Source organism: Variovorax sp. MPBD4-3 (genome assembly GCF_058809745.1).
In genome coordinates this window covers 16,150-41,880 of sequence record NZ_JBXASW010000053.1, presented here as the reverse complement: position 1 = coordinate 41,880, position 25,731 = coordinate 16,150, and the positions used below count along the sequence as shown (strand labels likewise).

Sequence of the window (25,731 nt, the reverse complement as noted above, 5' to 3'; positions counted from 1 at the left end):
CTCCCCCAGCGGGGGAGGGAGCAAGACAGAAACAGCGCGCCCGTCACGCCTGCTTTTCCTTCTCACGCAACCTGAACCGCTGGATCTTGCCCGTCGCCGTCTTCGGCAACTCGCTCACGAACTCCAGGAAGCGCGGGTACTTGTAAGGCGCAAGACGTTCCTTCACGAAGGCCTTGAGTTCTTCCTCGCTGGCCGCGGCGCCGTCCTTCAGCACCACGAAGGCCTTGGTCTTCGTCAGCCCTTCGGCGTCTTCCTTGCCGATGACGGCGGCCTCGAGCACCGAGGGGTGCTGCATCAGCGTGGCCTCGACCTCGAACGGCGACACATAGATGCCGCTGACCTTGAGCATGTCGTCGCTGCGCCCGGCGTAGGTGAAGTAGCCGTCGGCATCGCGCGTGTACTTGTCGCCGCTCTTGGTCCAGCCGCCCTGGAAGGTCTCGCGCGACTTCTCGCGGTTGGTCCAGTACATCAGCGCGGCGCTGGGGCCGCGGATGTAGAGGTCGCCCACCTCGCCGTCGGGCACGGGGCGCCCGTCCTCGCCGCGCAGCTCGACCTCGTAGCCGTCCACCGGCTTGCCGGTGGTGCCGTAGCGAATGTCGCCGGGCCGGTTGGAGATGAAGATGTGCAGCATCTCGGTCGAGCCGATGCCGTCGATGATCTCGCAGCCGAACTGCGCCTTGAAGCGCTGCGCGATCTCTCCTGGCAATGCTTCGCCGGCCGAGGAGCACATGCGCAGCGCCACTGCTTCGCGCGCGGGCAGCTTCGGCGAGGCGAGCATGCCCGCGAAGCCGGTGGGGGCGCCGAAGAACACGGTGGGCTTGTGTTCCACCCAGCGGCGGAAGGTGGCGTCGGGCGTGGGGCGCTCGGCCATCAGCACCACGGTCGCGCCCACCGACAGCGGGAAGGTCAGCGCATTGCCCAGGCCGTAGGCGAAGTACATCTTGGCGGCCGAGAAGCACACGTCGTCTTCGGTGAGCCCGAGCACCGGCTTGCCGTACAGCTCCGCCGTCCACCACAGGTTGGCGTGCGTGTGCACCGTGCCCTTGGGCTTGCCGGTGGAGCCGGAGGAATACAGCCAGAAGCCCGGGTCGTCGGAGGCCGTGGTCACGGGCGATGCCAGGGGCTCGGCGGCGGCGATCGCGGCATCGAACTCCTGCGCGTTGTCCGGCAGCGGGCCCGTCGGCTGCGACACCAGCATCGCCTGCACTTCATGCCCGCCGCGTGCCATGGCTTCCTGCAGCGTCGGCAGCAGCGCGCCCGACACCAGCACCGCCTGCGCGCGGCTGTGGTCGAGCATGTAGGCGTAGTCGTCGGGCGTGAGCAGCGTGTTCACCGCGACCGGCACGATGCCGGCATACAGGCAGCCCAGGAAGCTCACCGGCCAGTCGTTGCCGTCGAGCATCAGCAGCAGCACGCGCTCTTCGCGCCGGATGCCGGCGGCCTTGAGCGCGGCGGCCAGCCGGCGCGCGCGTTCCTCGAGCTGGCCGTAGCTCAGCGCGCCGCGGTCGTCGATGTAGGCGGTGCGCGCCGCGCGGCCGCGGTTGAGCGCGAACAGGTGCTCGGCGAAGTTGAATCGTGTGGGCAGGGTCATGTCTTGTCTCCTTCGGCCGTGTGTTCTTGTTCTAGAGGCCGAGCGCGGCGATGACGCCGGGGCTCGCCTGCACCGCGCTGCGGCGGTGATAGAAATCGAGCGCGCGCAGCCCGCCGAGTTCGGCGCCGCCGCCCGCGCGGCCGGGGCCGCCGTGCAGCGACATCGGCATCACGTTGCCGTGGCCGGTGTGGGCCTGGGCCACTTCGGGAGTGATGACATGCACGCGGCCGTGGCTGGGCGCCACTGCAAGCGCAGCCTGCGCCAGGGCCGCGTCGTCGCTGCCATACAGGGATGTGACCAGCGAGCCCTGGCCGCGATGCGCGAGCGCGATGCCGTGCGCGAGGTCGCGGTACGGCAGCAGCGTGGCGACGGGGCCGAACACTTCCACGTCGTGCACGCGCTGCGCCGCGTCGGCATCGCGCGCGCCGAGCAGCACGGGGCCGATGCATGCGGCCACGGCCGGATCCGCATCGACCAGCGGCTTGTCGCGGCCGTCGTGCAGCACCGTGGTCTGCGCGGCCAGCGCGTCGAGGCCTTCGCGCACCGCGTTCAGCTGCGCGCGGCTCACCAGCGAGCCCATGCGCACGCTCTCGTTGCGCGGATTGCCGACGGTGATGCCCGCGAGCTTGGCGCCGATGGCTTCGGCCGCCGCGTCGTACAACCCGGCCGGCACCAGGATGCGGCGGATGGCGGTGCATTTCTGGCCCGACTTGACCGTCATCTCGCGCACCACTTCTCGCACCAGCAGGTTGAAGGCCTCGCTGCCGGGCGCGGCGCCGGGCAGCAGCAGGGCGCTGTTGAGGCTGTCGGCCTCGATGTTCACGCGCACCGAGCGCTCGGCCACGGCGGGGTGCGAGCGGATCACCGCCGCTGTCTCGGCCGAGCCGGTGAAAGAGGCCACGTCGAAAGGCTGCAGGGCATCCATCAGGCCGGCCGAACTGCCGCAGACGATGGACAGCGCACCGGCGGGCAGCACGCCCGCATCGACCACGTCGCGCACCATGCGCTGCGTGAGCCAGGCGGTGGCGGTGGCGGGTTTCACGATCACCGGCACGCCCGACAGCAGCGCGGGCGCGGCCTTTTCCCACAGGCCCCACGACGGGAAGTTGAAGGCGTTGATGAACAGCGCCACGCCATGCGTCGGCACCTGCAGGTGCTGCGACTGGAACACCGGCTCCTTGCCGAGCTTGACCGCCTCGCCGTCGCGCAGCGCACGCACGTCTCCGAGCGCATTGCCCCACTTCGCGTACTGGCCGAGCGTGAAGATCGCGCCGTCGATGTCGACGGCCGAGTCGTTCTTCACCGTGCCGGAGTTGGCGGTGGCGATCTCGTAGTAGGCGTCTCGGTTGGCCTGCAGCACTTTCACGACGGCGGCGAGCAGCTCCGCGCGCTGGCGGTAGGTGAGGGCGCGCAGCGCGTTGCCGCCCTGTTCGCGTGCAAAGGCAAAGGCGGCGGGCAGGTCGAGGCCGGTGGCGTCGACGCGCGCGAGCTCGGTGCCGAGCACCGGGTCGAACAGCGGCGTGCCTGCGCCCGAGCCGCTTTGCCAGCGGCCTGCAACGTAGTTGGAAAGAAGCTCGGTCATTCGATGGGTCTCAACGTGGGCAGATTCGGGGAACACCGCGGAACCGGCTTCGACGGGCCGCTGGTGTTGCCCCCGGCGAGGGGATTGGCGGCCACACCAAGTGGGCGAGCCTTGGGGAGTACTTCATGCGGTGAACTTGATCTGCCCTTCGGGCAAGAGATACAGGACGAGTGCGCGGCCCTGGGCCACGGTCGGGCGATGCGCGGTGCCCGGGCCGTAGACGCACCAGCCGGCGGGCCGCCCGTCGAAGGTGGCGGGATGGTCGTCGAGCGGCATGATCAGGTCGATCTCGCCGTTGGGATGCGTGTGGTGCGGGCCGGCGATGTCCTGCATGTCGACCACGTCGACCGAGAAGCGGTGCAGCGCGTCTTCGGCCTTGAAGACGCGGCCGTACTTGATGCCGCCGCCTTCGCGCTCGCAGAGCCAGCCTTCGGCCACGCCGCCGATGCAGGCCTGGCGCAGCGCCTCGAAGCTGGGGCTTCCCGCGCCATGGTTGGCGTTGAGCCACTGGTCGAGCGCGCTGCCGAGCGGCTTGCCGGCAATTTCGGCGGTCAGGCCGGCAATCAGCTGGTGAAATGCTTCCTTGCCGGTGGCGGGTGTGTTGCGGTCGGACATCGTGGGGCCTCGAACTTATGAACTACCTTGCAGGAATGCTGCGTGTGCAGTATCTTGCTTGTGGCCGAACAATAAGCATCGAGACAATGAGTGTCAAGCAATATAGTGCATCTATGGTGTTTACCCTGAGCGCGCACAATCCCGGCGAAGAACGAGGAATTGCATGAACGAGCATGTAGACGCGGTGCTGGCCACCGCGCCCGAAAGCGCCACCGGCGGCAGCGGCGCGGCGCCGGCCGGGGAGGCCAAGAATCCGTTGCTGGCGGCATTGGGCGACCGCGTGCGCAACCTGCGCGCGCAACGCGGCCTCACGCGCAAGGCGGTGGCGCTGTCGGCCGACGTGTCGGAGCGGCACCTGGCCAACCTCGAGTACGGCATCGGCAACGCGTCGATCCTGGTGCTGCAGCAGGTGGCGGGCGCGCTGCATTGCTCGCTGGCCGAACTGGTGGGTGACGTCACGACCAGCTCGCCGGAGTGGCTGCTGATCCGCGAGCTGCTGGAGAACCGCAGCGAAGCCGACCTGCGCCGCGTGCGCGTGGCGCTCGGCGAGCTGCTGGGCACCGCCTCCGTCGACCCGGCGCGGCACCGCCGCATCGCGCTGGTGGGCCTGCGCGGTGCGGGCAAGTCGACGCTGGGCCAGATGCTGGCCGAAGACCTGGAGATTCCCTTCATCGAACTGAGCCGCGAGATCGAGAAGCTCGCCGGCTGCAGCGTGCGCGAGATTCACGACCTGTACGGCACCAACGCATACCGCCGCTATGAGCGCCGCGCGCTCGAGGAGGCGGTGCAGATCTACAGCGAGGTGGTGATCGCAACGCCCGGCGGCATCGTCTCGGACCCGGCTACTTTCAACGAACTGCTCGCGCACTGCACCACGGTATGGCTGCAGGCCGCGCCCGAGGAGCACATGGGCCGTGTGGCCGCGCAGGGCGACACCCGCCCGATGGCGGCCAGCAAGGAAGCGATGGAAGACCTGCGCCGCATCCTGAACGGCCGGGCCGCCTTCTATTCGAAGGCCGATCTGTCGGTAGACACCAGCGGCAGGACTTTGTCGCAGAGTTTCCAGGCGCTGCGGGCGGTGGCTCGGCAGTCGATGGGTCTGGGCGCCTGAATCTCCAGGCTCTTGTTCGGGGCGCGCTCACGCCGACGGGGTACCTTGCTCCGCGAATGTCCTCCGCCCTTCGGGCTCCCCCTTTATTTCGCTGCGCAAGGCACCCCGCCGTCGTGAGCGTCCAGAGCACTTGTTGACCAGCCAGCACAAGAGCAGCGCTCGTCGTGCACAGGGCGCCGGGTGCTCCCCGCAGCGAAATAAAGGAGGAGGGCGAAGCCCGGGGGACATTCGCGGAGGGGAGTACCCGGTGGCCTGGGCACGCACCCCGAACCCAACCAGCCCGAAATCTGAAAAAAAAGTGCAGCAGGCATTGACTTGCTTCTTTGCATGCAGCATGATGCATGTCATCGGAGCAGTAAAGTGCATTATCTTTCCTGTTCACGGTTTCCGAACACTGCCCCACAGGAGACTTCCGCATGACAGACACCACCACGCTCCAGGCGCCCCCGCGCGTCGACTACCGCACCGAGCCCGGCCAATACCGCCACTGGTCCCTCAGCTTCGACGGCGCCATTGCGCGCCTCGTGCTCGACATCGCGGAAGACGCGGGCATCCGCCCCGGCTACAAGCTCAAGCTCAACAGCTACGACCTGGGCGTGGACATCGAGCTGAACGACGCGCTCAACCGCGTGCGCTTCGAGCATCCTGAAGTGCGCAGCGTCATCGTCACCAGCGGCAAGGACCGCATCTTCTGCTCGGGCGCCAACATCTTCATGCTGGGTGTCTCCAGCCACGCCTGGAAGGTCAACTTCTGCAAGTTCACCAACGAGACGCGCAACGGCATCGAAGACTCGTCGAAGCACTCGGGCCTGAAGTTCCTCGCGGCCGTGAACGGCGCCTGCGCCGGCGGCGGCTACGAACTGGCGCTGGCCTGCGACGAGATCCTGCTGGTGGACGACCGCTCCTCCGCCGTCTCGCTGCCCGAAGTGCCGCTGCTCGGCGTGCTGCCCGGCACCGGCGGCCTGACCCGCGTGACCGACAAGCGCCATGTGCGCCATGACCTCGCCGACATCTTCTGCACCAGCGTCGAAGGCGTGCGCGGCCAGCGCGCGGTCGACTGGCGCCTGGTCGATGCCGTGGCCAAGCCCGCGCAGTTCGCTGCCGCCGTGCAGGACCGTGCTTCGCAGCTCGCCGCGGGCAGCGACCGCCCCGCCGGCGGCAAGGGCGTGGCCCTGACCCGCCTCGAACGCACCGACAGCGCCGACGGCATTGCCTATTCGCACGTCAACGTGCAGATCGACCGCAGCAAGCGCACCGCCACCATCACGGTGAAGGCGCCGACCGGCACGCAGCCGGCCGACGTGGCAGCCATCGAAGCGGCGGGCACCGCCTGGTGGCCGCTGGCGTTGTGCCGCGAACTCGACGACGCCATCCTCAACCTGCGCACCAACGAACTCGACGTCGGCACCTGGCTGCTCAAGACCGAGGGCGACGCCGCCGCGGTGCTCGCGTCGGACGCGGTGATGTTCGCCAACAAGGACCACTGGCTGGTGCGCGAAACCATCGGCGCGCTGCGCCGCACGCTGGCGCGCCTGGACGTGTCGTCGCGCAGCCTGTTCGCGCTGGTCGAAGCCGGCTCCTGCTTCGCCGGCACGCTGGCCGAACTGGCCTTTGCCGCCGACCGCACCTACATGCTCGCGCTGCCCGACGACGCCGAGCGCGCGCCCAAGCTCACGCTGGGCGAATTCAACTTCGGCTTCTTCCCGATGGTGAACGACCAGAGCCGCCTGCAGCGCCGCTTCTATGAAGAGGCCGCGCCGCTCGAAGCCGCACGCGCAGCCGCCGGCAAGCCGCTCGACGCCGACGAGGCCCTGAAGCTCGGCCTGGTCACTGCCGCTCCCGACGACATCGACTGGGACGACGAGATCCGCATCGCCATCGAGGAGCGCGCCGCCATGTCGCCCGACGCGCTCACCGGCCTCGAGGCCAACCTGCGCTTCGCGAGCAAGGAAAACATGGCCACTCGCATCTTCGGCCGGCTCACCGCCTGGCAGAACTGGATCTTCAACCGCCCCAACGCCGTCGGCGAAAAGGGCGCGCTGAAGGTCTACGGCACCGGCCAGAAGGCCGGCTTCGACATGAATCGCGTCTGATAGCGCAGTCCGTACAACCCAAGGAACAACGATGAGCACGATCAACTACAGCGAGAAGATCCCCAACAACGTCAACCTCGGCGAAGACCGCACGCTGCAGCGCGCGCTCGAAGGCTGGCAGCCCAACTTCATCAACTGGTGGGACGACGTGGGCCCCGAGGGCTCCACCAACCACGAGGTGTACCTGCGCACGGCCGTGAGCGTCGATCCGCAGGGCTGGGCCCAGTTCGGCCACGTGAAGATGCGCGACTACCGCTGGGGCATCTTCCTGAATCCGGGCGACGCCAACCGCGAGATCCACTTCGGCGACCACAAGGGCGAGAAGGCCTGGCAGGACGTGCCCGGCGAGCACCGCGCCAACCTGCGCCGCATCATCGTGACGCAGGGCGACACCGAGCCCGCCTCGGTCGAGCAGCAGCGCCACCTGGGCCTGACCGCGCCCAGCATGTACGATCTGCGCAACCTGTTCCAGATCAACGTGGAAGAAGGCCGCCACCTGTGGGCCATGGTCTACCTGCTGCAGAAGCACTTCGGCCGCGACGGCCGCGAAGAAGCCGACGCGCTGCTGCAGCGCACCTCGGGCGACGACAACAACCCGCGCATCCTGGGCGCCTTCAACGAGAAGACGCCCGACTGGCTCGCGTTCTTCATGTTCACCTACTTCACCGACCGCGACGGCAAGTTCCAGCTGGCCGCGTTGGCCGAGAGCGCGTTCGACCCGCTCGCGCGCACCACGAAGTTCATGCTGACCGAAGAGGCGCACCACATGTTCGTGGGCGAGAGCGGCGTGTCGCGCGTCATCGCGCGCACCGCGCAGGTCATGAACGAGCTGAAGACCGACGACGCGCAGAAGGTGCGCGCGGCCGGCGCCATCGACTTGGGCACCATCCAGCGCTACCTGAACTTCCACTACAGCGTGACCATCGACCTGTTCGGCGCCGACCAGTCGAGCAACGCCGCCATCTTCTACAGCTCGGGCCTGAAGGGCCGCTATGAAGAAGGCAAGCGCGACGACGACCACGTGCTCAAGGGCCAGACCTACAAGGTGCTGGAAGTGAAGGACGGCCAGCTCGTCGAGAAGGACGTGCCGATGCTCAACGCGCTGAACGAAGTGCTGCGCGACGACTTCATCAAGGACTCGGTGGCCGGCGTGAACCGTTGGAACAAGGTGCTCGAGAAAGCCGGCATCCCGACCCGCCTGAGCGTGCCGCACAAGGCTTTCAACCGCCAGATCGGCGCGCTCGCGGGCATCAAGATGTCGCCGGACGGCCGCGTGGTGAACGAGGTGGAATGGGCCGCCAAGCGCGACGAATGGCTGCCGAGTTCCGAAGACTTCGCTTTCGTGGCATCGTTGATGGGCCGCGTGGTGGAGCCTGGCAAGTTCGCAGGCTGGATCTCACCGCCGGTGATGGGTATCAACCGGCAGCCGGTGGATTTCGAGTACGTGCGTTTCGGTTGATCGAGGTAATTCGATATTGCTCCTTCCCCCTCTGGGGGAAGGCAGGGATGGGGGCCAGCGGCGCGACCACGACAAGCGCCGCAAGCCCCCACCCGACCCTCCCCCGAAAGGGGAGGGCTTTCAGGAGAGAACAACATGGACATGGCCGTTGAAGCCGGAGTCATCAAGCAGCACCTGATCGACCCCGAGATCTGCATCCGCTGCAACACCTGCGAGGCCATCTGCCCCGTGAACGCGATCACGCACGACGACAACAACTACGTCGTGCGCGCGGACACCTGCAACGGCTGCATGGCGTGCATCTCGCCGTGCCCGACGGGCTCGATCGACAACTGGCGCACCATGCCGGTGGTGCGCGCCTATTCGATCGAGGAACAGTTCACCTGGGAGTCGCTGCCCGACGAACTTTCCCCTGAAGAGCTCGAAGCCGCCGGCGTGTCCGCCGATGCGGCCGGCGACCCCGCCGCGTTGCCCGCACAGACGCATGCCCAGGCGGCCGTCGAGTCGGTGGAGCCGGTCTTCAACTCGGCGCAGTACGGCGCCAGCGTGCCGCCCTGGTCGGCCGCGCATGCGTACACCAACCTGTTTCCGCCGAAGACCCCGACGACCGCCACCGTGGTCGGCAACTTCAACTGCACCGAGGCGGGCTTCGACAGCGAGACCCACCACATCGTGCTGGACTTCGGCGTGGTGCCGTTCCCTGTGCTCGAAGGCCAGTCGATCGGCATCGTGCCGCCGGGCATCGACGCCATCGGCAAGCGCCACCATGCGCGCCAGTATTCGGTGGCCAGCCCGCGCAACGGCGAGCGGCCCGGCTACAACAACGTGTCGCTCACCGTGAAGCGCGTAACCGAAGACCACGAAGGCGAACCGGTGCGCGGCGTGTGCTCCAACTACGTGTGCGACCTGAAGGTGGGCGACACGGTGCAGGTGGTCGGGCCCTTCGGCTCGTCCTTCCTGATGCCGAACCACCCCAAGTCGCACATCGTGATGATCTGCACCGGCACCGGCAGCGCGCCCATGCGCGCCATGACCGAGTGGCGCCGCCGGCTGCGCAAGAGCGGCAAGTTCGAGGGCGGCAAGCTGATGCTGTTCTTCGGCGCGCGCACGCAGCAGGAGCTGCCGTACTTCGGCCCGCTGCAGTCGCTGCCCAAGGACTTCATCGACATCAACCTGGCGTTCTCGCGCACGCCGGGCCAACCCAAGCGCTATGTGCAGGACCTGATGCGCGAGCGCGCCGCCGACCTGGCCGCGTTGCTGAAGGACGGTGCCAGCCACTTCTACGTGTGCGGCCTGAAGAGCATGGAAGAGGGCGTGGTGCTGGCACTGCGCGACGTGGCGAAGGAAGCGGGGCTCGACTGGGACACCGTCGGCGCCGCCTTGAAGCGCGAAGGCCGCCTGCACCTCGAGACCTACTAAGCTGCGGCGGATGCAGTTCGCCGACTTCCATGCGGGCCAGGTCATCGAGGCCGGGCCCTATGTGCTCACCGAAGCCGAACTCGTGCAGTTCGCGCGGGCCTACGATCCGCAGTGGTTTCACACAGACGCCGAAGCCGCCGCAGAAAGCCCTTTCGGCGGGCTGATCGCGAGCGGCTGGCACACCTGCTCCATCGCGATGCGGCTGGTGGTCGACGCGGTGCTGGCGGGCTCGGAGTCTTTCGCATCGCCAGGGCTCGAGCATGTGCGTTGGCCCAACCCCGTGCGGCCCGGTGATGCGCTTCGGCTGGTGGCCGACGTGATCGAGGCGCGCCGCTCCGAGAAGCGGCCCACGCTCGGCATCCTGCGCTGGCGCTGGCGGCTGTTCAATCAGCGCGAGATGCTGGTGCTCGATGTGGAAGTCACCAGCCTGTTCAGGCTGAAGCCGATCGACTGAGGTTTTCTACAGACGAACAAAAAGGCCCGCCGCGCAATCAAGCGCCGCGGGCCTTCCACTTCGGGTGGCTCTGGCTTACCTTACTTCTTGAGGTCGACCGCGCCCGAACCCTGGGCCTTGCCGTTCGCCTTTACGCCCGCCGCGGGCGCCTTCACTGCACTGCCGGCCGAGCCCACGGCGCCGGTCGCGCCATTGAGCGTGCCGCCCACGGTGTTGGTCACACCGCCCACCGCGTTCGTGGCACCGCCGACAGCGCCCGTTGCACCGCCCAGCACGCCACCCACGGCATTGCCCGCACCGCCTGCCGTGCTCCCGGCATTGGCCTTGGCTCCTGCATTGGCGCCGGCAGCTGTGCCAGCGTTGCCGCCTGTGCCTGCACCGGATGCGTTCACGTCGGCATTGACGCCCACGCCAACCCCGACGCCTTGCGCCTGGGCCGCTCCGCCGATGGCCAGCAGGCCTGCGAGCACGGCGCCGATGAGGATGCGGTTGTGTTGTTGTTGCTTCATGGGTGACTGTTCCTTTCGTAGCATGGTCACGAATCAAGGAGCGACCGAGGTTCGATCGATCCGGGTGCAACCATGGCCGGGCCGTCGTCTGTCGCCATGTGCGCCACAGTCGCCCACGCGTGTGGGACATGGCTGTCGGCGGGATCGGGAGCTCGAACGTTTGCGCGGCGCCCCAAGACCCCAGGGCTTGTCATGTTAAAAACACGCAACTCATAATGTTGCATGAAAAGAGACAGCAAGCTTTCAGGCGTTCTCCACGTGCTGCTGCACATGGCCGAGATGGAGGGGCCGGTCACCTCCGAGTTGCTCGCGGTCGCGATGCACACCAACCCGGTCGTCATCCGCCGCCTCATGGCCGGCCTGCGGCAGGCGGGTTTCGTGAGTTCGGCCAAGGGGCACGGCGGCGGGTGGGTGCTGTCTTGCTCGCTCTCGGCGGTCACGCTGGGCGACGTGCACAACGCCGTCGGCGCGCCCGCGCTGCTGGCCATGGGCAACCGCACAGAGAGCCCGGGCTGCATCGTCGAGCAGGCGGTGAATGCCGCACTCGACGGCGTGTGCGATGAGGCCGAGGCGCTGCTGCTCAGGCGTTTCAACAGCATCACGCTGGCCGATCTTTCCAGGGACTTTCATCGCCGCATGACGGGCGGCGGCTTCACTTCAAAGGACATTGAACATGCGCTATGACGCTCTGGTGGTGGGCGGCAGCTTTGCCGGCCTTTCAGCCGCGATGCAACTGGCCCGCGCACGCAGGAAGGTATGCGTGGTCGACGCGGGCGCGCCGCGCAACCGCTTTGCCGCTGCGTCGCACGGCTTCTTCGGGCAGGACGGCACGCCACCGCTGAAGATGGTCGCCGATGCGCGCGCGAAATTGCTCGCGTATCCGTCGGTCGATTTTGTCCAGGGCAGCGTGACGGCCGCCGAGGCCGACGACTCCGGCGGCTTCACCGTGTCTGTGGCCGACGGCGCGCAGCTGTCGACCCGCAAGCTGCTGCTGTCGTTCGGCGTGCAGGACGGACTGCCCGACATTCCCGGAATCGGCCAGCGCTGGGGCAAGAGCGTGCTGCACTGTCCTTACTGCCACGGCTACGAGTTCGGCGAGCGCCAGCTGGGCCTGCTGTTCCACGCCGGCGGCCCGCCGGACCATGCATTGCTGATCGCCGAATGGGGTCCGACCACGCTCTTCCTGAACGGCAGCAAGGGCCCCGATGCGGAGGTTCGCGCCAGGCTGCAGTCGCGCGGCGTGACTGTCGAGCCGGGGCGTATTGCCGGGCTGGAAGGCGAGGCGACGGGCCTGGCCGGCGTGCGCCTCGAAGACGGCAGGCTCGTGCCGGTCGAGGCGCTGTTCGTGGCGCCGCACACGCGGCCTGCCAGCCCGCTGGCCGAACAGCTCGGCTGCGCCTTCGACGACGGCCCGATGGGCCAGGTGCTGCGCGTCGATGCCATGAAGATGTCGACGGTGCCCGGCGTCTACGCGGCGGGCGATCTTGCGATGGCGTTTTCCAACGCCACGCTGGCGTCTGCGGACGGGTTGATGGCCGGCGTGTCGATGCACCGGTCGCTGGTGTTCGGGGCCTGAAAGAACTTTTTTCCCGGATTCGGAAAAACCCGTCGAAAATCACCCTATAATCTGAGGCTCGACGCGGGAGTAGCTCAGTTGGTAGAGCGCAACCTTGCCAAGGTTGAGGTCGAGAGTTCGAGACTCTTCTCCCGCTCCAACATTGCCGAAAAAGGCCACCCATACGGGTGGCCTTTTTTCGTTGCGGCAAGCCTTTCCTGTCGGCTTGCCTTTTCGTTCAACGATCCGAGTGCTTCAGCAGGTAGCTGTTCGAGATCGCCTTGAACGACAGCCCGCCGTCCAGCCGCTTGAACACCACACCTTCCCGCTGGGTGTCCGGGTTCAGCGACGGCCCCTCGGCATACGCCAGCACCTCGGCGGTCGAGCCGCCGAAGCGTTCGAGCGTGGTCACTTCGAGCAGCGGCACGGTGCGAACCGTCGCCCCCAGCACGCGAAGCACGTCGATAACGGCGTTGCGCTCTTCCATCCCGCAGTAAGTGCCCCGGTCGATGTCGAACACATCGAACACGTGGAACGCCTGCCCGCGCAGCTTCTCCGGGTTGCCCTGGATGCCCTCGCCGACGATCTCGCCCTGCAACGCGAGGTTGCGGCCCAGCGTGGCCAGCGCTTCGAGCAGGCGGTCTTGCCGCGCCACGCGCCACAGGCTGTTGCCTGGGGTTTCGCGAAGCTGCCAGTTGCGTCCGCACACACCGAGCGCGCCTGCGTTGTGGAACACGGTCATGCTCGAGCCGTCGAGCTTGACCGTGACCTCGAACGACTGCCCGTCATGGGCCGCGAGCACCTCGGGCAGGTTCTGGATGCGCTCCTGGTCGGTCTTGGCGATGAACGCCGGAAATGCGCCTTCCACATCGCCCGACAGGCACGCCGGAATCACCGGCTCCCACTTGCCGACGCCGAACAGCTCGGCCCAGTCGCGTTGGCGAAGCGCCGGATCGGCCAGCGCGAGCGCGTCGATCTCGGCGAATCGCGACAGCGGCAGGATCAGCCCTTGCGAGATCTGCCCGCGCAGCTTCATCGTGCGAAGCCGTACGCCGCGCTTGCCGTTCCAGGTGATGGCCGACTTCTCGAGAAAGGCGAAGCGCGGATCGTCGAGCGGCAGGAACGCGTCGATCTCGAAGAAGACGCCACGGTCGCCGGCGGCGAACTCCCCCTTCTTGGTGACGACGGTCCAGCCTTCGACGATGGCGCATTCGATCGCGTCGGCCCCGGGGATGGGGCGAACGGCATCGAAAGTGCGGACGGTGACAAGCTTGCGCATGGTTTTTTCTCCCTGTGGTTGATTGATGATGAACTGACGGTGACGCAAAAAAAGAAAAAGGCCCGGAACCATTCGGTGTCCGGGCCTCTTGTGAAAGAGTGTCGAAGAGATGTGCGCTATGCGCTGCCCCCGCCCGGTGGTGTGTGTTCGCCTGCCTGCTGCAGGTTCGTCGCATGGTCGATGCCGTACGCGAATGTGCCGCCCGATGCGGGGCAGACGATGCGGCGGATGTTGGCGATGACCGATGCGGCGTTCACGATGAAGTTTCGGTGGAGGTGTGCGTTTCGAAGGAGGCGGACTGTAAAGAGTATTTACCGGGCCGTCAACCTCTGGCCGGCAGCACCATCCCCCGGCTCTCCCCGAACCCGATGCGCGCATGCCCCGGCTTCTCGCACCAGCCGCGCAGCAGCACAGCGTCGCCGTCTTCGAGAAAGCCGCGCTGCTCGCCGTTGGCCAGCGTCACCGGGCTCTGCGCCGCGCGCGTCAGCTCGATGATCGCGCCGGCCTCGCCGGGGCCCGGCCCGGAGATCGTGCCGCTGCCGAACAGGTCGCCGGGGTTCAGGCTGCAGCCGCCCATGGTGTGGTGCGTCACCATCTGCGCCACGCTCCAGTACTGGTGCCTGAAGCTGGTGGACGAGAGGCGCGATGGCCCTGTCTTCTCCTTGCGCGCTTTCTCGCTCTCGAGCCAGACCTCCAGGCGGATGTCGAGCGCGCCGCTCTCGCGGTTCGCCGCGTTCTCCAGATAGGCAAGCGGCTGGGGCTCGTCGGCCGGGCGCGTCCACGCTTGCCGGTAAGGCGCGAGCGCTTCCATCGTCACGATCCACGGCGAGATCGTGGTCGCGAAATTCTTCGCGAGGAACGGCCCGAGCGGCGCCATCTCCCAGAACTGGATGTCGCGCGCCGACCAGTCGTTGAGCAGGCAGATGCCGAAGATGTGCTCCTCCGCGCGCTCCAGCGCAATGGGCTCGCCCTGCGCATTGCCGGTGCCGATCCACACGCCCAGCTCCAGCTCGTAGTCGAGCCGCGCGCAGGCCTGGTACGTGGGCGCCTTCGCGCCGGGCGCCATCGCCTGGCCCATCGGCCGATGAAAGCGCTGGCCGCTCACGCCGATGGTCGACACCCGCCCGTGGTACGCCGTGGGGATCCAGCGGAAGTTGGGTGTCACGTCGCCGTCGGGGTTCATCAGCCGGCTGATGTTCAGCGCGTGATCGATGGAGGTGTAGAAGTCGGTGTAGTCGCCGATGCGCGCTGGCACGGTGTATTCGGCATCGGCCTGCGGCACGAGGCATTCGCGCACCGCCTGCACCGTGGCGACTGGCGCATCGTTCTTCAGCAGGCCGAAGAGCGCATGGCGGAGCGCCTTCCACGCGGCGGGGCCGAGTGCGAAGAAGTCATTCAGCGCAGGCTGCCCGGCCGCGCGTGCCGCATGCAGCGCGAGGCCCTCGAGCTGCTCGCGCGTGACCAGCGCAGCGAGGTCCAGCACCTGGTCGCCGATGGCGACGCCGCCGCGAAAAGCCTCGCTGCTTCCCGCGCGGCGGAACACCGCATGCGGCAGGTTCTGGATCGGAAAGTCGCTGCCGGCCGCATTGGCGGATTCGACCCAGCTGCGCGCATGAACGTCGTGCGTGTGGTTGAGTGCAATGCTCATGAACGGGCCCTCACACCGAAGCCATCAGCGCGTCGTCGAAGATCGCGACCGCGCGGGTCCAGCCCGCGGATGCGCCACGGATCTTGTGCGGAAAGCAGCTGATGAAGAAGCCGGTAGGCGGCAGCGCCTCCAGGTTGTGCAGCTTTTCGATGTGGCAGTAGCCGATGTCGCGGCCGGCCTTGTGGCCTTCCCAGATCAGCGAGGCGTCTTGCGTCTCGCCGTATTTCTTGGCGGTGTGCACGAAGGGGGCGTCCCAGCTCCATGCGTCGGTGCCGGTGAGGCGCACACCGCGCTCCAGCAGGTACATGGTCGCTTCATAGCCCATGCCCGCGCCGGCCGACACGTAGTCGGGGTTGCCGTAGCGCGAACCGGCGCGCGTGTTGACCACCACGATCTCCAGCGGGCTCAGCGTGTGGCCGATGCGCTTGAGCTCGGCCTCGACGTCCGCGGCGGTCACCACGTAGCCGTCGGCGAAATGCCGGAAGTCGAGCTTCACGCCGGGCTGGAAGCACCACTCTAGCGGCACGTCGTGGATGGCGATGGCGGGCTTCTTCTCGCCCAGCGCCTTGTCCATGGTCGAGTGGAAGTGATAGGGCGCATCGAGGTGCGTGCCGTTGTGCGTGGACAGCTGCACCAGTTCCACCGCCCAGCCCTCGCCGTCGGGCAGGTCTTCCTTCTTCAGGCCCGGAAAGAAGGGCTCGATCTGCTCGTAGGTCTGCTCGTGCGTGAAGTACTGGATCTTGGGCGCGAAGGCCGGCGGGTCGGACAGCACGTCGTTCTCCAGGAAGATCGACAGGTCGACGAATTTGCGTGGCATGGGAACTCCTTGTGGGGTGTTGGTGTTGGAAGACGAAGGAATCAGGGGTGCTGCCAGCGCAGCAGGCGTTGTTCGGCAAAGGCCAGCAGCGCATTGCTCGCGAAGCCGATGAGCCCCAGCAGCACGATGCCCGCGAACAGGTCGCTGGCGCGGAAGGCGCGCGCCGCCAGCAGGATGGCCTGGCCCAGGCCGCTTTGCGAGGCGATCATTTCGCCCACCACCGCGACGATGAGCGCAATGGTCAGCGCCAGGCGCATGCCGGCCAGGATGTCGGGCATGGCATTGGGCAGGCCCATCTTCCAGATGTACGCCGCGCGCGACATCTGCAGGCAGCGCGCCACTTCCGACAGGCGCGGCTCCACCGCAGCGAAGCCGTGCACCGTGGCCAGCAGCACCGGCCACATCGCGCCGAACGCGACCACGAAGAGCACCATGCCGGGGTTCAGGCCGAAGATCGAAATCGCCAGCGGCAGCAGCGCGGAAGCGGGCAGGGGACGGATGAACTCCAGTGTCGGCTGCACCCAGGCGCGCACCGAGGGCGATACGCCGATGGCCGCGCCCAGCAGCACGCCGAACAGCGAGGCCAGCAGCCAGCCTTCGATCATCCGGCCCACCGTGGCCTGCGTGAAACCGAGCAGTTCGCCGTTGCCGCCGGTGCCCGAGAGATTCAGCCCTTCGAGCAGGCTTGCGAACGTGGTCTGCGGCGTGGGCAGGAACACGCGGCTGACCCAGCCCGCATTGCTGGCCACCCACCACAGCCCGACCAGCGCGAGGAGCACGCCGAGCGAGCCGAGGCGATTCAGATGCGCGCGGCCATTCATGGCTGCACTCCCATCCGCCGCGCCACCATGCGCTGCAACAGCAGCATGCCGGCGTTGATTGCGAAGCCCACCACGCCGATCCAGCCCAGCCAGGCGAGCATCAGCGCGGGGTCGAAGCTCTGCTGCGCGATCATCATCGCGTAGCCCATGCCGTTGGGGTTGGCCGCGATCTCCACCGTCACGGCCACCACCAGCGCCACCGCCACGCCCAGCCGCAGCGCGACGAACAGGCGCGGCACGATGGCGGGCAGCACGATCTTGAAGGCCCGCTCGCGCGCCGACAGCCCCAGCACGCGGCTCACCTCGAGCAGCCGGGGCTCGACCTGCTGCACCGCCGCCTGCACCAGCACCAGCAGCGGCCAGAAAGTGGCAAAGGCGACGATGGCCAGCTCCATGCGCACGCCGAAGCCGAAGCCCAGCATCGCGAGCGGAATCAGCGCGACTGAAGGCACCGGGCGCAGCACCTCGATGGACATCGACCCGAGCTGCGCCGCACGGCGCGAGAGCCCGAGCACCAGGCCCAGCGCAATGCCGAGCACCGCGCCCAGCAGCAGGCCCAGCGCGGCGGTGCCCAGCGTGAAGCCGGTGGCCTGCCAGAGCGAGCCATCGATCGCCGCGCCGGCGAAAGCCTTGGCCGCGGCACTTGGTGGCGCGAGCGAATCGCTGCCCAGGGCAGCCGCGCGGCGCGCATACCACTCGAAGAGGCCGATCAGCAGCGCAGGAAACACCCACGGCCGCAGCCAGCGAAACAAGCCGCGCTCAGTCATGGCCCTGCTCGATGAAGGCGAAGAGTTCGCGCCGCAGGCGCAGGTACTCCGGATGCTCCTTGGTCGTGAGCTGGTCGCGCGGACGCGGGATCTTCACGTCGATCATCCGCGCGAGGCTGGGCCGGCCCGGACCGGGGTTGGCCTGCAGCGCGATCACGCGGTCGCCGAGGTAGATGGCCTCTTCCAGGTCGTGCGTGACGAACAGCACCGTGAGCCCGTCGTCGCGCACCAGCCGTGCCAGCTCGTCCTGCAGGCTCTGCCGCGTCAGCGCGTCCAGCGCGCCGAAGGGCTCGTCCATCATCATCAGCTCGGGCTTCTGCGCGAGGCAGCGGGCAATCTGCGCGCGCTGCTGCATGCCGCCCGACAGCTGCACCGGGAACTTGTGCGCATGTTTGGCCAAGCCGACCTTGCCGAGCACATCGGCAATGCGCGGCGCGCGCTCGGCCGTCGGCACGCCGGCGGCTTCCAGCGCCAGGCTCACGTTGCCTTCCACCGTGCGCCAGGGCAGCAGCGCGCGGCCGTAGTCCTGGAACACGAACGCCACTTCGCGCGAGGGCTCGGTCATCTTCACGCCGTTGCGCCGCACCTCGCCCGCGCTGGCAGTGACGAGGCCGCTGGCCGCGCGCAGCAGCGTGGTCTTGCCGCAGCCGCTGGGGCCGACGATGCAGACGAATTCGCCGCGCGCCACGTCGAACGAGGTGGGCGACAGGATCTCTCGGCCGCCGAGGCGGATGGTCACGCCGTCGAAGCGCAGGAAGGGAGTGTCTTGCATCGCGGGGCGGGCTGGCGAATCGAATGCGCTCGCCGACAGCGCGGCGCGCGCGGTGACAGGGGCGGGCGCCGAGATCACTTGGCCACCAGCTTCGCCACGTCGATGTTCGTCTTGAGCATGTCCTGCTCCTTCATGAGCCCGGTCCAGTAGGCGAGCTGCTTCTCGGTCACCACGGGGCCGGGCGGCGAGACCTGCACCTTGGCCAGCACCTCGGGCGGCAGCTTGATGTACTTGCCGATGGCCGCGCGCACCTTCGCGTCGTTCTTCGGCTGCTGCATGAACGCGGCAGCTTCCACCAGCGCCTCGCGGAACGCGCGCGCCGCCGCCGGGTTCTTCGCCACCCATTCGCGCTTGGCCGCATGCACGATGGTCTGGTTGTTCTCGGGCAGGAAGGTGGAGTAGTACGAGGCCACGTAGCCCGCGCCGCTTTCGGTGATGCGGCTCATGAACGGGTCGGCGGACACCACCGCGTCGACCGAGCCGCCTCGCAGCAGGTCGGCATGCTGCGGAAACGCAGCCTCCACGAAGTTGACCTTGCGGTAGTCCACGCCGCTGTCCTTCAGCCATGCGCGGAAGGTCACGTGCAGGAAGGCGCCCAGGCCCGGCACGCCGATCTTCTTGCCCACGCAGTCCTGCGCGCTCTTGATGCCCGAGCCAGCGCGCGCCACCAGGCCGAAGCCGGTGATGGTCTTCGAGGTGAGCCCGCCGCCGGCCACCAGCACCAGGTCCAGGCCGCCGTCCACCGCCTGCAGGAACACCGACGGCGTGGGCCCGCCGATCTGCAGCGAGTCGGACTGCAGCGCGGCCGGGATGGTCGAGTTCAGCGGAATGAACTTGAGCTCGACATCGAGGCTGCGCTTCTTGAAGTAGCCCTCTTCGGCCGCCACGAACACCGATGCGAAGTCGGTCACGGCCGTGTAGCCGAACACGATCTTCGTGGCGGACTGCGCGAGCGCGGGCAGCGTGGCGGCGGCCGATGCGGCAGCGAGCGCCGACAACAACAGGGTGCGCCGTTTCACCGGGGTCTTCGTCATCATGTCTTCTGTCTCCGTGGGGTGGTTTTCGTGGATGGATTCCTGGCCGCCTTGGGGCGAGGCAGCGCGGCGCGCAGGCCGCCGACGATGAAGTTCACGAGCATCGGCGCCACGGCCGGGTCGGCGCGCTTGTTCTCGCCGCGCGAGAGCCGTTCGATGCGGCTGTCGTTCAGGTGGTGCAGCAGCGAGCCCAGCGCGAACTGGTAGCCCCAGGCGACCTGGCTGCGCGAGGCGTGCGGCAGCGCGATGTGCAGCGCGTCGATGTAGGCCTCGGCCAGCGGGTCGAAATAGCCGCGCAGCACGCGGTCGGCTTCCTCGGTCGCGTGGTACAGCTCGCGCGCCACCAGCAGCGCGTAGTACTCGCCCTCGGCGCTCGCGCGCAGCGCCAGCACCGGCGCGGTGAAGGCTTCGATGATGCGCGGCAGCGTGCGCACGTCTTCGGGGTCGAGGGTCAGGGCGGCCAGGCCGGCGAGCCGCTCCTCGATGGTGTGGCCCCAGTGTTCGAAGATGGCGTGAAACAGCTCGTGCTTCTGGCCGTAGTAGTAGCCCACGAGCGCCAGCGGCACGCCGGCTTCCTCGGCGATCTGGCGGATGGTGACCACGTGGTAGCCGTGCCGCGCAAAAAGCTTCTCGGCCGCCAGCAGGATGGCGTGCTTGCGGTCGGGGCGGGCAGTCTCGGCGGCGGCAGGTGCCGCGGCGCGCGAGGCGCCGCGCCTGTGGGTCGGTGTGCGGGTGCTCATCGGGGCGTATTGAACGCTTGTACAAAAAACTTGAACACACGTACAAACCCTGAGGTCAACCCCGATTGAGCACGGTCGTTCGCAGCGCTACGCTTGCAGGATGCCCGCCCCCAACATTCCCCAGATCCGCCTCTATCAGAACTGGCTGCGCGAGAAGCGCGGCCTCTCCTTCGACAGCTACGACGCGCTGTGGCGCTGGTCCGTGACCGAGCTCGACGCCTTCTGGCGCAGCATCTGGGACTACGCCGCCATCCAGTCCCCCACGCCGCTCGCGCCCGGCGCCACCGTGCTGGCCGAGCGCCGCATGCCCGGCGCGCAGTGGTTCCCCGGCGCCCAGGTCAACTACGCGCGCGAGGTGCTGCGCCACGTCGATGCGGCGCACGCGGCCGGCATGCCCGCGATCGTGAGCGACAACGAACGCGGCGACGTGCGCGAGATGTCCTGGCCCGAGATGCGCCGCCAGGTCGCGTCGGTCGCGCTCACGCTCAGGGCGCTGGGCGTGCGCCGCGGCGACCGCGTCGCGGCCTACCTGCCCAACGTGCCCGAGACCATGGTCGCCTTCCTGGCGTGCTCCAGCATCGGGGCGATCTGGAGCGTGTGCGCGCCCGACATGGGCACCGCCGCCGTGGCCGACCGCTTCCGCCAGATCGAGCCCAAGGTGCTGATCGCGGTGGACGGCGTGCACTACGGCGGCAAGCCGCTCGACCGCAGCGCGGTGCTGCGGGAGCTGCGCGGCCAGCTGCCCAGCGTGAAGAAGCTGGTGCTGGTGAAGTCGCCCTTCGCCGCCAACGCTGTGCCGCACGACATCGACTGGTCGCGCGCCATCGGCCGCTACGACGACGAGGTCAACGCCTTCGAACCCGAATGGCTGCCCTTCGACCATCCGATCTGGATCGTCTATTCCAGCGGCACCACCGGGCTGCCCAAGCCCATCGTGCACGGGCAGGGCGGCATCATCCTCACCATGCACGCCTGCGGCCTGCACAACGACGTGGGCGCGAGCTACGGCGCCAACAACCTCGGCGAGCGCTACCACTGGTACAGCTCCACCGGCTGGGTCATGTGGAACTCGCAGCTCTCGGGCATGGCCTTCGGCGCCACCATCTGCATCTACGACGGCAACCCGGCGGGCAGCAAGGAGAAGCCCGACTGGAGCGTGCTGTGGCGCTTCGTGGCGCGGCACAAGGTCACCTTCTTCGGCGCCGGCGCGGCCTACTTCACCAACTGCATGAAGGCCGGCCTCGTGGCCAAGGACTGCGGCGACCTGTCGGCCGTACGCGCGCTCGGCAGCACCGGCTCGCCGCTGCCCGAGGAAGTTCAGCGCTGGGGCTCGCGGCAGATCCTCGACGCGGGCTCCCCCGACGTGTGGTGGTGCAACATCTCCGGCGGCACCGACTTCTGCGGCGCCTTCGTCGGCGGCAACCGCGACCTGCCCGAAGTGCCGGGACAGATGCAATGCCGCGAACTCGGCCATGCCGTGGAAGCCTGGAACGACGACGGCCAGCCCGTCATCGGCGAGGTGGGCGAGCTGGTGTGCACCCAGCCCATTCCGTCGATGCCGCTGTACTTCTGGGGCGACGAGGGCAACGCGCGCTACCTGTCGAGCTACTTCGACACCTACCCCGGCGTATGGCGCCACGGCGACTGGATCAGGATCGGCGCCGACGGCGGCTGCATCATCTACGGCCGCAGCGACGCCACCATCAACCGCCAGGGCCTGCGCATGGGCACCAGCGAAATCTACAGCGCGGTCGAGGGCCTGCCCGAGGTGCTCGACTCGATGGTGGTCGACCTCGAGTACCTGGGCCGCGACAGCTACATGCCGCTGTTCGTGGTGCTGCGCCCTGGCGTGGCGCTCGACGATGCCATGCGCGCGCGTCTGAACAACGCCATCAAGACGTCGCTGTCGCCGCGCTTCGTGCCCAACGACATCTTCCAGGTGGGCGAGATTCCGCGCACGCTCTCCGGCAAGAAGCAGGAACTGCCGATCAAGAAGCTGCTGCTGGGGCAGCCGCTGGAGAAGGTGGTCAACCGCGAAGCGATGGCAAACCCCGGAAGCCTCGAGTGGTATGTGGCCTTCGCAGCGGAGCGTGCCTCCGCATAATGGGCGCATGAAAAGACGTACCGGCCTCCTCATGTTTTCCGCCGTGGCAGGCGCTTCTTTGCTGGGTGCCTGCGCGGTGCCCTCGTCGTCCGGCGCGGCTGCTGGAGCCTCGCAGTTGCGCGTGACCGGCACCGTCGCCTATCGCGAGCGCATCGCGCTCGACCCCGCGGCCGAGATCATGGTGCAGCTGCTCGACGTGTCGCGCATGGACGCGCCCTCTACCGTGCTGGCCGAGCAGCGCTTCAAGGCCGATGGCAGGCAGCCGCCGTTCGCCTACGAGCTGAAGGTGGACGCGGCCCGCATCGATCCGCGCATGCGCTATGCCGTGTCGGCGCGCATCTCGCGCGGCGACCAGCTGCTGTTCATCAACGACACGCAGTATTCGGTGCTCACGCAGGGCAACGGCACCAGCGCCAACCTGGTGCTGGTGCGCGTCACCCAGGCGCCGCGCTAGAGCGGGCCGCTACGAAGTCATCAGCTCGTAGAGCACCATGCGCGTCTGCCGGCCGCGCAGCTCCACGAGTTCCTCGATGCGGCGCGTGTGCAGCCGGCCCTGCAGGCCCGCGAACGTCACCTCCGACATCAGCACCTGCGTGCCCAGCTGCTTGTTGATGCCCTCGATGCGGCTCGCCACGTTGATCACGTCGCCGAACGCGGTGTACGACAGCCGGTCGTTCGAGCCCAGCACTCCCGCGATCACCATGCCCGTGTGAATGCCCACGCGCGTGCGGAACTCGGGCAGGCCCTGTTCAACCCACCGGCGGTTGAGTTCGTCCATTTCCACGTGCAGCTCGCGGGCCGCCATGCAGGCCCTGTACTCGGCGTCGGGCAGGTCGGCGGGCGCGCCCCACAGCACCATGATGCCGTCGCCGATGAACTTGTCGACCATGCCGCCGTGCCGCGCGAACACCGCCGTCGCGAGGTTGAAGTACTCGGTCAGCATGCCCACCAGCACGTCGGTGTCGAGCGACTCCGAGATCGAGGTGAAACCCTCCACGTCGCTGAACATCACCGTCACCCGGCGCGGCGAGCCGTTGGGCGCGAGTGCGTGGCCGTCGGCGACCAGCTGGTTGATGACATCCACCGGCACGAACTTGCTGAAGGCCTTGAGGCTGCGCGCGGAATCGTCCAGCGCCTGGTCCAGGTGCTGGATCTCGAGCACGCGGCTGGGCTCGCGCGGCAGGTTGTCCAGCTCCAGCAGGCCGATGCGCCGCGCGATGTGCGAGAGGTTCTCCACCGGCGATGTCACCAGCTTCGACAGCTTGAGGGACATGAACAGCGCCACCGCCAGGAAGGCCAGCGCGAGCAGCAGGCTCAGCAGCACGGCATGCCGCAGGTCGCCCAGCAGGACGTCTTCGGGCACCCAGCTCACCAGCTGCCAGCCCGTGCTGGGAATGGACGAGGTCTGCACCAGATAGTTGCGCCCTTCGTGCGTGAAAGAAAACTCGGTGTCGTGGCGGCTGCCCGCGGTGCCGTCGGCCAGCATGTGGGCATGCAGCGCGCCGAGCACGCCCGACGGGAGCTCCAGCTTGTGGAGCACGCCCGGATGGTCGCTGCGCGCCAGCACGCGGAAGTCGGCGCTCAGGAGGGCGCTGTCGCCATGGCCGATGCTGCTGCTGAATTGCTGCACGAACCCCGACAGGCGCCCCAGCGACACGTCGCCCGCCACCACCAGCGCCTGCGTGCCGCCCTCGGCATAGCGCCGCTTGCCAGGCAGTGCGTAGGTCACGCCCAGTTCCTGCGCGGCGGCAAACACATAGGGCTGCGTCCATACCGGCCCCTGTGCCTTGCGGGCCTGCACGTACCAGCTGCGCTGCGTCGGGTCGTAGCTGCTGTGCAGGGTTTCGACGCGCCGCGTGGCGTAGCGGTCCTGCACGTCGGCTTCGGCCGAAGGCGGCGGCTTGTAGTGCCAGGTCTCGGTGGTGAACTGCGGGCCGCGCTCTATGTGGCGCATGGCGGGCGTGGGGTAGCGCAGGGCCATCAGCATCTGGCCGGCTTCGTTGGCCACGTAGATGCTGTCGAGCTCGGGCGATTGCGCCAGCAGCGTCCACAGCAGCTCCGACGTTCTCTCGGACTGCTCGCCCGCGGGCCGCAGGCTGGGGGCGCTGCCCGCCGCGTCGATCACCGACTCGGCCTTCTGCAGGAAGGCCAGCACTTTGTCCTCGGTGCGGTCGTGGTTGGCCTTGTGCGCGGAAGTGCCGATGCGCGAGACCAGCCGCTGCGACCCCCAATAGCCCAGCGACACCAGCAGCAGCGACTGCGTGAGCGCCACCGCGCTGACGATGGTGCCCACGTCCACCCTGAAGCGCCGCGAGCGCTTCGATGGCGGTGCCGCGGCGGCGGATTCGAAAGGCGGCTTTCCCGCCACACCCGGATTCCCGGACGAGTTCTTGTTCATACAGCTCCCTGACGACCACTCGAACACACCCGCGCCACGAAGGCACGGATCGGCATCCGGCGAGTCCGCGGCCCCGATCGTTGGTGTCGGAGATCCTGGCGGGTGCCTGATGCGGTGGCGATTTTCGCCGGTCTTGGCTGTGAATGCGGCCGCGCCCTACAAGTAGAACGACCGTGCGGGAAAGCCCTCGTTCAGCGCGCGTCGTGGAAGATGATGCCCAGCGTGTGCCTGCGGCCCGAGCGCAGGCGGCTCACGCCGTGGCGCATGGTCACGCGGTAGCTGCCGCGCGTGCCCGCCACGGGCCGCTGGTTGACCGCGAAGATCACCGCCTCGCCCAGCGCGAGCGAGACGACTTCGGCGCGCGACTGCATGCGCGGGCGCTGCTCGGTCAGCACGAACTCGCCGCCGGTGAAATCTTCGCCCGGCCGGCTCAGCAGCACCGTGAGCTGCAGCGGAAACTGCAGGTCGCCGTAGAGGTCCTGGTGCAGGCAGTTGTAGTCGCCTTCCTGGTAGCGCAGCAGCAGCGGAGTAGGGCGCGACTGGCCGGCTGCGTGGCAGCGCGCGAGATAGGCGGCGTGGTCCGGCGGGTAGTCGGCGGGCTGGCCCATCGCGGCGGCCCAGGCGTTGGCCAGCGGCGCGAGGCGTTCGTACAGCGCACCGCGCCAAGCGGCCAGCTTGGCCGGCAGCGGGTTCGCGAAGTACTGGTACTCGCCCTGGCCGAAGCCGTGGCGCTGCATGACGACGCGGCTGCGGAAGTGGGCGGGCCGGTCGTACATCGCCGTGAGCGCGGCGCACTCCTGCGGCGTGAACAGCACGCCGGTGGCGGCGCAGCCGCGGGTGGCAAGCTCGGTTTCGATGCGGGGCCAGTCGAGCGCTGCGACGAGAGAGGCGGGGCTTGTCATGCGCGGAGTTTCCGGCTTCGTCACTGCCTGCGCTCGCCGTTTCCGGACACGGGTCCGCGGC

24 protein-coding genes and 1 tRNA gene are annotated in these 25,731 nt (G+C 68.1%); 10 read left to right on the top strand and 15 right to left on the bottom strand.

Going from position 1 to position 25,731, the window contains the following annotated elements:
• Nucleotides 1-43: 43 nt before the first annotated feature.
• From AC1RVW_RS24295 to AC1RVW_RS24285, 3 genes are all read right to left on the bottom strand, one after another.
• Complete coding sequence (locus AC1RVW_RS24295; RefSeq protein WP_493203048.1) at nt 44-1,591, bottom strand: benzoate-CoA ligase family protein; 1,548 nt, start codon at nt 1,589-1,591, stop codon at nt 44-46.
• Nucleotides 1,592-1,622: 31 nt separating this feature from the next.
• Nucleotides 1,623-3,173 (bottom strand): 3,4-dehydroadipyl-CoA semialdehyde dehydrogenase, encoded by a 1,551-nt coding sequence (locus AC1RVW_RS24290; protein WP_493203046.1) that lies wholly within the window; start codon nt 3,171-3,173, stop codon nt 1,623-1,625.
• A 123-nt stretch (nt 3,174-3,296) separates the two neighbouring features.
• Nucleotides 3,297-3,788 carry a 4-hydroxylaminobenzoate lyase gene (locus AC1RVW_RS24285; protein ID WP_493203044.1) on the bottom strand — a complete coding sequence of 164 codons (492 nt, stop codon included), beginning with the start codon at nt 3,786-3,788 and terminating at the stop codon, nt 3,297-3,299.
• 163 nt (nt 3,789-3,951) lie between these two features.
• On the opposite strand from AC1RVW_RS24285, the gene AC1RVW_RS24280 reads away from it, so the two are divergent.
• The 5 genes from AC1RVW_RS24280 (at nt 3,952) to AC1RVW_RS24260 (ending at nt 10,324) form a co-directional block, all read left to right on the top strand.
• The gene (locus AC1RVW_RS24280) at nt 3,952-4,899 is read left to right on the top strand and encodes a helix-turn-helix transcriptional regulator (protein WP_493203042.1); all 948 of its coding nucleotides are present in this window, start codon (nt 3,952-3,954) and stop codon (nt 4,897-4,899) included.
• 416 nt (nt 4,900-5,315) lie between these two features.
• On the top strand, nt 5,316-6,992 hold the full coding sequence (gene boxC / locus AC1RVW_RS24275; RefSeq protein WP_493203040.1) for a 2,3-epoxybenzoyl-CoA dihydrolase: 1,677 nt from the start codon (nt 5,316-5,318) through the stop codon (nt 6,990-6,992).
• Between the two features lie 31 nt (nt 6,993-7,023).
• Nucleotides 7,024-8,451 (top strand): benzoyl-CoA 2,3-epoxidase subunit BoxB, encoded by a 1,428-nt coding sequence (gene boxB / locus AC1RVW_RS24270; RefSeq protein ID WP_106936228.1) that lies wholly within the window; start codon nt 7,024-7,026, stop codon nt 8,449-8,451.
• A gap of 135 nt (nt 8,452-8,586) precedes the next feature.
• On the top strand, nt 8,587-9,870 hold the full coding sequence (boxA, locus tag AC1RVW_RS24265) for a benzoyl-CoA 2,3-epoxidase subunit BoxA (protein ID WP_493203038.1): 1,284 nt from the start codon (nt 8,587-8,589) through the stop codon (nt 9,868-9,870).
• Between the two features lie 10 nt (nt 9,871-9,880).
• Nucleotides 9,881-10,324 carry a MaoC family dehydratase gene (locus AC1RVW_RS24260; protein WP_493203036.1) on the top strand — a complete coding sequence of 148 codons (444 nt, stop codon included), beginning with the start codon at nt 9,881-9,883 and terminating at the stop codon, nt 10,322-10,324.
• Between the two features lie 80 nt (nt 10,325-10,404).
• Here AC1RVW_RS24260 and AC1RVW_RS24255 read toward each other — a convergent pair whose 3' ends face one another.
• Nucleotides 10,405-10,833: an adhesin gene (locus AC1RVW_RS24255; protein WP_493203034.1), complete on the bottom strand. Its 429-nt coding sequence runs from the start codon at nt 10,831-10,833 to the stop codon at nt 10,405-10,407.
• Between the two features lie 222 nt (nt 10,834-11,055).
• On the opposite strand from AC1RVW_RS24255, the gene AC1RVW_RS24250 reads away from it, so the two are divergent.
• The 3 genes from AC1RVW_RS24250 to AC1RVW_RS24240 all read left to right on the top strand — a co-directional run bounded on the left by AC1RVW_RS24250 (nt 11,056) and on the right by AC1RVW_RS24240 (nt 12,548).
• Nucleotides 11,056-11,517, top strand: coding sequence for an RrF2 family transcriptional regulator (locus AC1RVW_RS24250; protein WP_285413749.1), 462 nt, complete (start codon nt 11,056-11,058; stop codon nt 11,515-11,517).
• The gene (locus AC1RVW_RS24245; RefSeq protein WP_106936224.1) at nt 11,507-12,409 is read left to right on the top strand and encodes an NAD(P)/FAD-dependent oxidoreductase; all 903 of its coding nucleotides are present in this window, start codon (nt 11,507-11,509) and stop codon (nt 12,407-12,409) included. The genes AC1RVW_RS24250 and AC1RVW_RS24245 overlap by 11 nt, the downstream gene beginning before the upstream one ends.
• A gap of 63 nt (nt 12,410-12,472) precedes the next feature.
• A tRNA-Gly gene (locus AC1RVW_RS24240) sits at nt 12,473-12,548 on the top strand.
• Nucleotides 12,549-12,626: 78 nt separating this feature from the next.
• Here AC1RVW_RS24240 and AC1RVW_RS24235 read toward each other — a convergent pair.
• The 9 genes from AC1RVW_RS24235 to AC1RVW_RS24195 all read right to left on the bottom strand — a co-directional run bounded on the left by AC1RVW_RS24235 (nt 12,627) and on the right by AC1RVW_RS24195 (nt 20,266).
• Nucleotides 12,627-13,667: an RNA ligase (ATP) gene (locus tag AC1RVW_RS24235; protein WP_493203031.1), complete on the bottom strand. Its 1,041-nt coding sequence runs from the start codon at nt 13,665-13,667 to the stop codon at nt 12,627-12,629.
• A gap of 116 nt (nt 13,668-13,783) precedes the next feature.
• Complete coding sequence (locus AC1RVW_RS24230) at nt 13,784-13,924, bottom strand: hypothetical protein (protein WP_159053677.1); 141 nt, start codon at nt 13,922-13,924, stop codon at nt 13,784-13,786.
• A 65-nt stretch (nt 13,925-13,989) separates the two neighbouring features.
• The gene (fahA, locus tag AC1RVW_RS24225; RefSeq protein WP_493203029.1) at nt 13,990-15,315 is read right to left on the bottom strand and encodes a fumarylacetoacetase; all 1,326 of its coding nucleotides are present in this window, start codon (nt 15,313-15,315) and stop codon (nt 13,990-13,992) included.
• Between the two features lie 10 nt (nt 15,316-15,325).
• Entirely contained in the window at nt 15,326-16,132 is an 807-nt protein-coding gene (locus AC1RVW_RS24220; RefSeq protein ID WP_081267321.1) for a cyclase family protein, read from the bottom strand.
• Nucleotides 16,133-16,173: 41 nt separating this feature from the next.
• The gene (locus AC1RVW_RS24215; protein WP_493203026.1) at nt 16,174-16,953 is read right to left on the bottom strand and encodes an ABC transporter permease; all 780 of its coding nucleotides are present in this window, start codon (nt 16,951-16,953) and stop codon (nt 16,174-16,176) included.
• Nucleotides 16,950-17,720 (bottom strand): ABC transporter permease, encoded by a 771-nt coding sequence (locus AC1RVW_RS24210; protein ID WP_081267323.1) that lies wholly within the window; start codon nt 17,718-17,720, stop codon nt 16,950-16,952. The genes AC1RVW_RS24215 and AC1RVW_RS24210 overlap by 4 nt, the downstream gene beginning before the upstream one ends.
• Nucleotides 17,713-18,570 carry an ABC transporter ATP-binding protein gene (locus AC1RVW_RS24205; RefSeq protein WP_493203024.1) on the bottom strand — a complete coding sequence of 286 codons (858 nt, stop codon included), beginning with the start codon at nt 18,568-18,570 and terminating at the stop codon, nt 17,713-17,715. The genes AC1RVW_RS24210 and AC1RVW_RS24205 overlap by 8 nt, the downstream gene beginning before the upstream one ends.
• Nucleotides 18,567-19,529, bottom strand: a complete 963-nt coding sequence (locus tag AC1RVW_RS24200) for an ABC transporter substrate-binding protein (protein WP_493203022.1) — start codon at nt 19,527-19,529, stop codon at nt 18,567-18,569. The genes AC1RVW_RS24205 and AC1RVW_RS24200 overlap by 4 nt, the downstream gene beginning before the upstream one ends.
• Complete coding sequence (locus AC1RVW_RS24195; protein ID WP_493203019.1) at nt 19,526-20,266, bottom strand: TetR/AcrR family transcriptional regulator; 741 nt, start codon at nt 20,264-20,266, stop codon at nt 19,526-19,528. Before AC1RVW_RS24195 ends, AC1RVW_RS24200 begins: the two co-directional genes overlap by 4 nt.
• Before the next feature lie 100 nt (nt 20,267-20,366).
• On the opposite strand from AC1RVW_RS24195, the gene AC1RVW_RS24190 reads away from it, so the two are divergent.
• Nucleotides 20,367-22,370, top strand: coding sequence for an acetoacetate--CoA ligase (locus tag AC1RVW_RS24190; RefSeq protein WP_493203017.1), 2,004 nt, complete (start codon nt 20,367-20,369; stop codon nt 22,368-22,370).
• Between the two features lie 7 nt (nt 22,371-22,377).
• The gene (locus tag AC1RVW_RS24185; RefSeq protein ID WP_493203015.1) at nt 22,378-22,824 is read left to right on the top strand and encodes a YbaY family lipoprotein; all 447 of its coding nucleotides are present in this window, start codon (nt 22,378-22,380) and stop codon (nt 22,822-22,824) included.
• A 9-nt stretch (nt 22,825-22,833) separates the two neighbouring features.
• On the opposite strand, the gene AC1RVW_RS24180 is transcribed toward AC1RVW_RS24185, so the two are convergent.
• Nucleotides 22,834-24,768, bottom strand: coding sequence for an adenylate/guanylate cyclase domain-containing protein (locus AC1RVW_RS24180; protein ID WP_493203013.1), 1,935 nt, complete (start codon nt 24,766-24,768; stop codon nt 22,834-22,836).
• A 191-nt stretch (nt 24,769-24,959) separates the two neighbouring features.
• Complete coding sequence (locus AC1RVW_RS24175; protein ID WP_493203011.1) at nt 24,960-25,670, bottom strand: 2OG-Fe(II) oxygenase; 711 nt, start codon at nt 25,668-25,670, stop codon at nt 24,960-24,962.
• Between the last annotated feature and the right edge of the window lie 61 nt (nt 25,671-25,731).

Coding starts and splice junctions, on each gene's coding strand:
- AC1RVW_RS24200 (WP_493203022.1), bottom strand. CDS start 19,529: ATGATGACGAAGACCCCGGTGAAACGGCGCACCCTGTTGTTGTCGGCG.
- boxB (WP_106936228.1), top strand. CDS start 7,024: ATGAGCACGATCAACTACAGCGAGAAGATCCCCAACAACGTCAACCTC.
- AC1RVW_RS24215 (WP_493203026.1), bottom strand. CDS start 16,953: ATGAATGGCCGCGCGCATCTGAATCGCCTCGGCTCGCTCGGCGTGCTC.
- AC1RVW_RS24210 (WP_081267323.1), bottom strand. CDS start 17,720: ATGACTGAGCGCGGCTTGTTTCGCTGGCTGCGGCCGTGGGTGTTTCCT.
- AC1RVW_RS24295 (WP_493203048.1), bottom strand. CDS start 1,591: ATGACCCTGCCCACACGATTCAACTTCGCCGAGCACCTGTTCGCGCTC.
- boxA (WP_493203038.1), top strand. CDS start 8,587: ATGGACATGGCCGTTGAAGCCGGAGTCATCAAGCAGCACCTGATCGAC.
- AC1RVW_RS24255 (WP_493203034.1), bottom strand. CDS start 10,833: ATGAAGCAACAACAACACAACCGCATCCTCATCGGCGCCGTGCTCGCA.
- fahA (WP_493203029.1), bottom strand. CDS start 15,315: ATGAGCATTGCACTCAACCACACGCACGACGTTCATGCGCGCAGCTGG.
- AC1RVW_RS24290 (WP_493203046.1), bottom strand. CDS start 3,173: ATGACCGAGCTTCTTTCCAACTACGTTGCAGGCCGCTGGCAAAGCGGC.
- AC1RVW_RS24235 (WP_493203031.1), bottom strand. CDS start 13,667: ATGCGCAAGCTTGTCACCGTCCGCACTTTCGATGCCGTTCGCCCCATC.
- AC1RVW_RS24185 (WP_493203015.1), top strand. CDS start 22,378: ATGAAAAGACGTACCGGCCTCCTCATGTTTTCCGCCGTGGCAGGCGCT.
- boxC (WP_493203040.1), top strand. CDS start 5,316: ATGACAGACACCACCACGCTCCAGGCGCCCCCGCGCGTCGACTACCGC.
- AC1RVW_RS24280 (WP_493203042.1), top strand. CDS start 3,952: ATGAACGAGCATGTAGACGCGGTGCTGGCCACCGCGCCCGAAAGCGCC.
- AC1RVW_RS24190 (WP_493203017.1), top strand. CDS start 20,367: ATGCCCGCCCCCAACATTCCCCAGATCCGCCTCTATCAGAACTGGCTG.
- AC1RVW_RS24285 (WP_493203044.1), bottom strand. CDS start 3,788: ATGTCCGACCGCAACACACCCGCCACCGGCAAGGAAGCATTTCACCAG.
- AC1RVW_RS24175 (WP_493203011.1), bottom strand. CDS start 25,670: ATGACAAGCCCCGCCTCTCTCGTCGCAGCGCTCGACTGGCCCCGCATC.
- AC1RVW_RS24245 (WP_106936224.1), top strand. CDS start 11,507: ATGCGCTATGACGCTCTGGTGGTGGGCGGCAGCTTTGCCGGCCTTTCA.
- AC1RVW_RS24195 (WP_493203019.1), bottom strand. CDS start 20,266: ATGAGCACCCGCACACCGACCCACAGGCGCGGCGCCTCGCGCGCCGCG.
- AC1RVW_RS24250 (WP_285413749.1), top strand. CDS start 11,056: ATGAAAAGAGACAGCAAGCTTTCAGGCGTTCTCCACGTGCTGCTGCAC.
- AC1RVW_RS24180 (WP_493203013.1), bottom strand. CDS start 24,768: ATGAACAAGAACTCGTCCGGGAATCCGGGTGTGGCGGGAAAGCCGCCT.
- AC1RVW_RS24220 (WP_081267321.1), bottom strand. CDS start 16,132: ATGCCACGCAAATTCGTCGACCTGTCGATCTTCCTGGAGAACGACGTG.
- AC1RVW_RS24260 (WP_493203036.1), top strand. CDS start 9,881: ATGCAGTTCGCCGACTTCCATGCGGGCCAGGTCATCGAGGCCGGGCCC.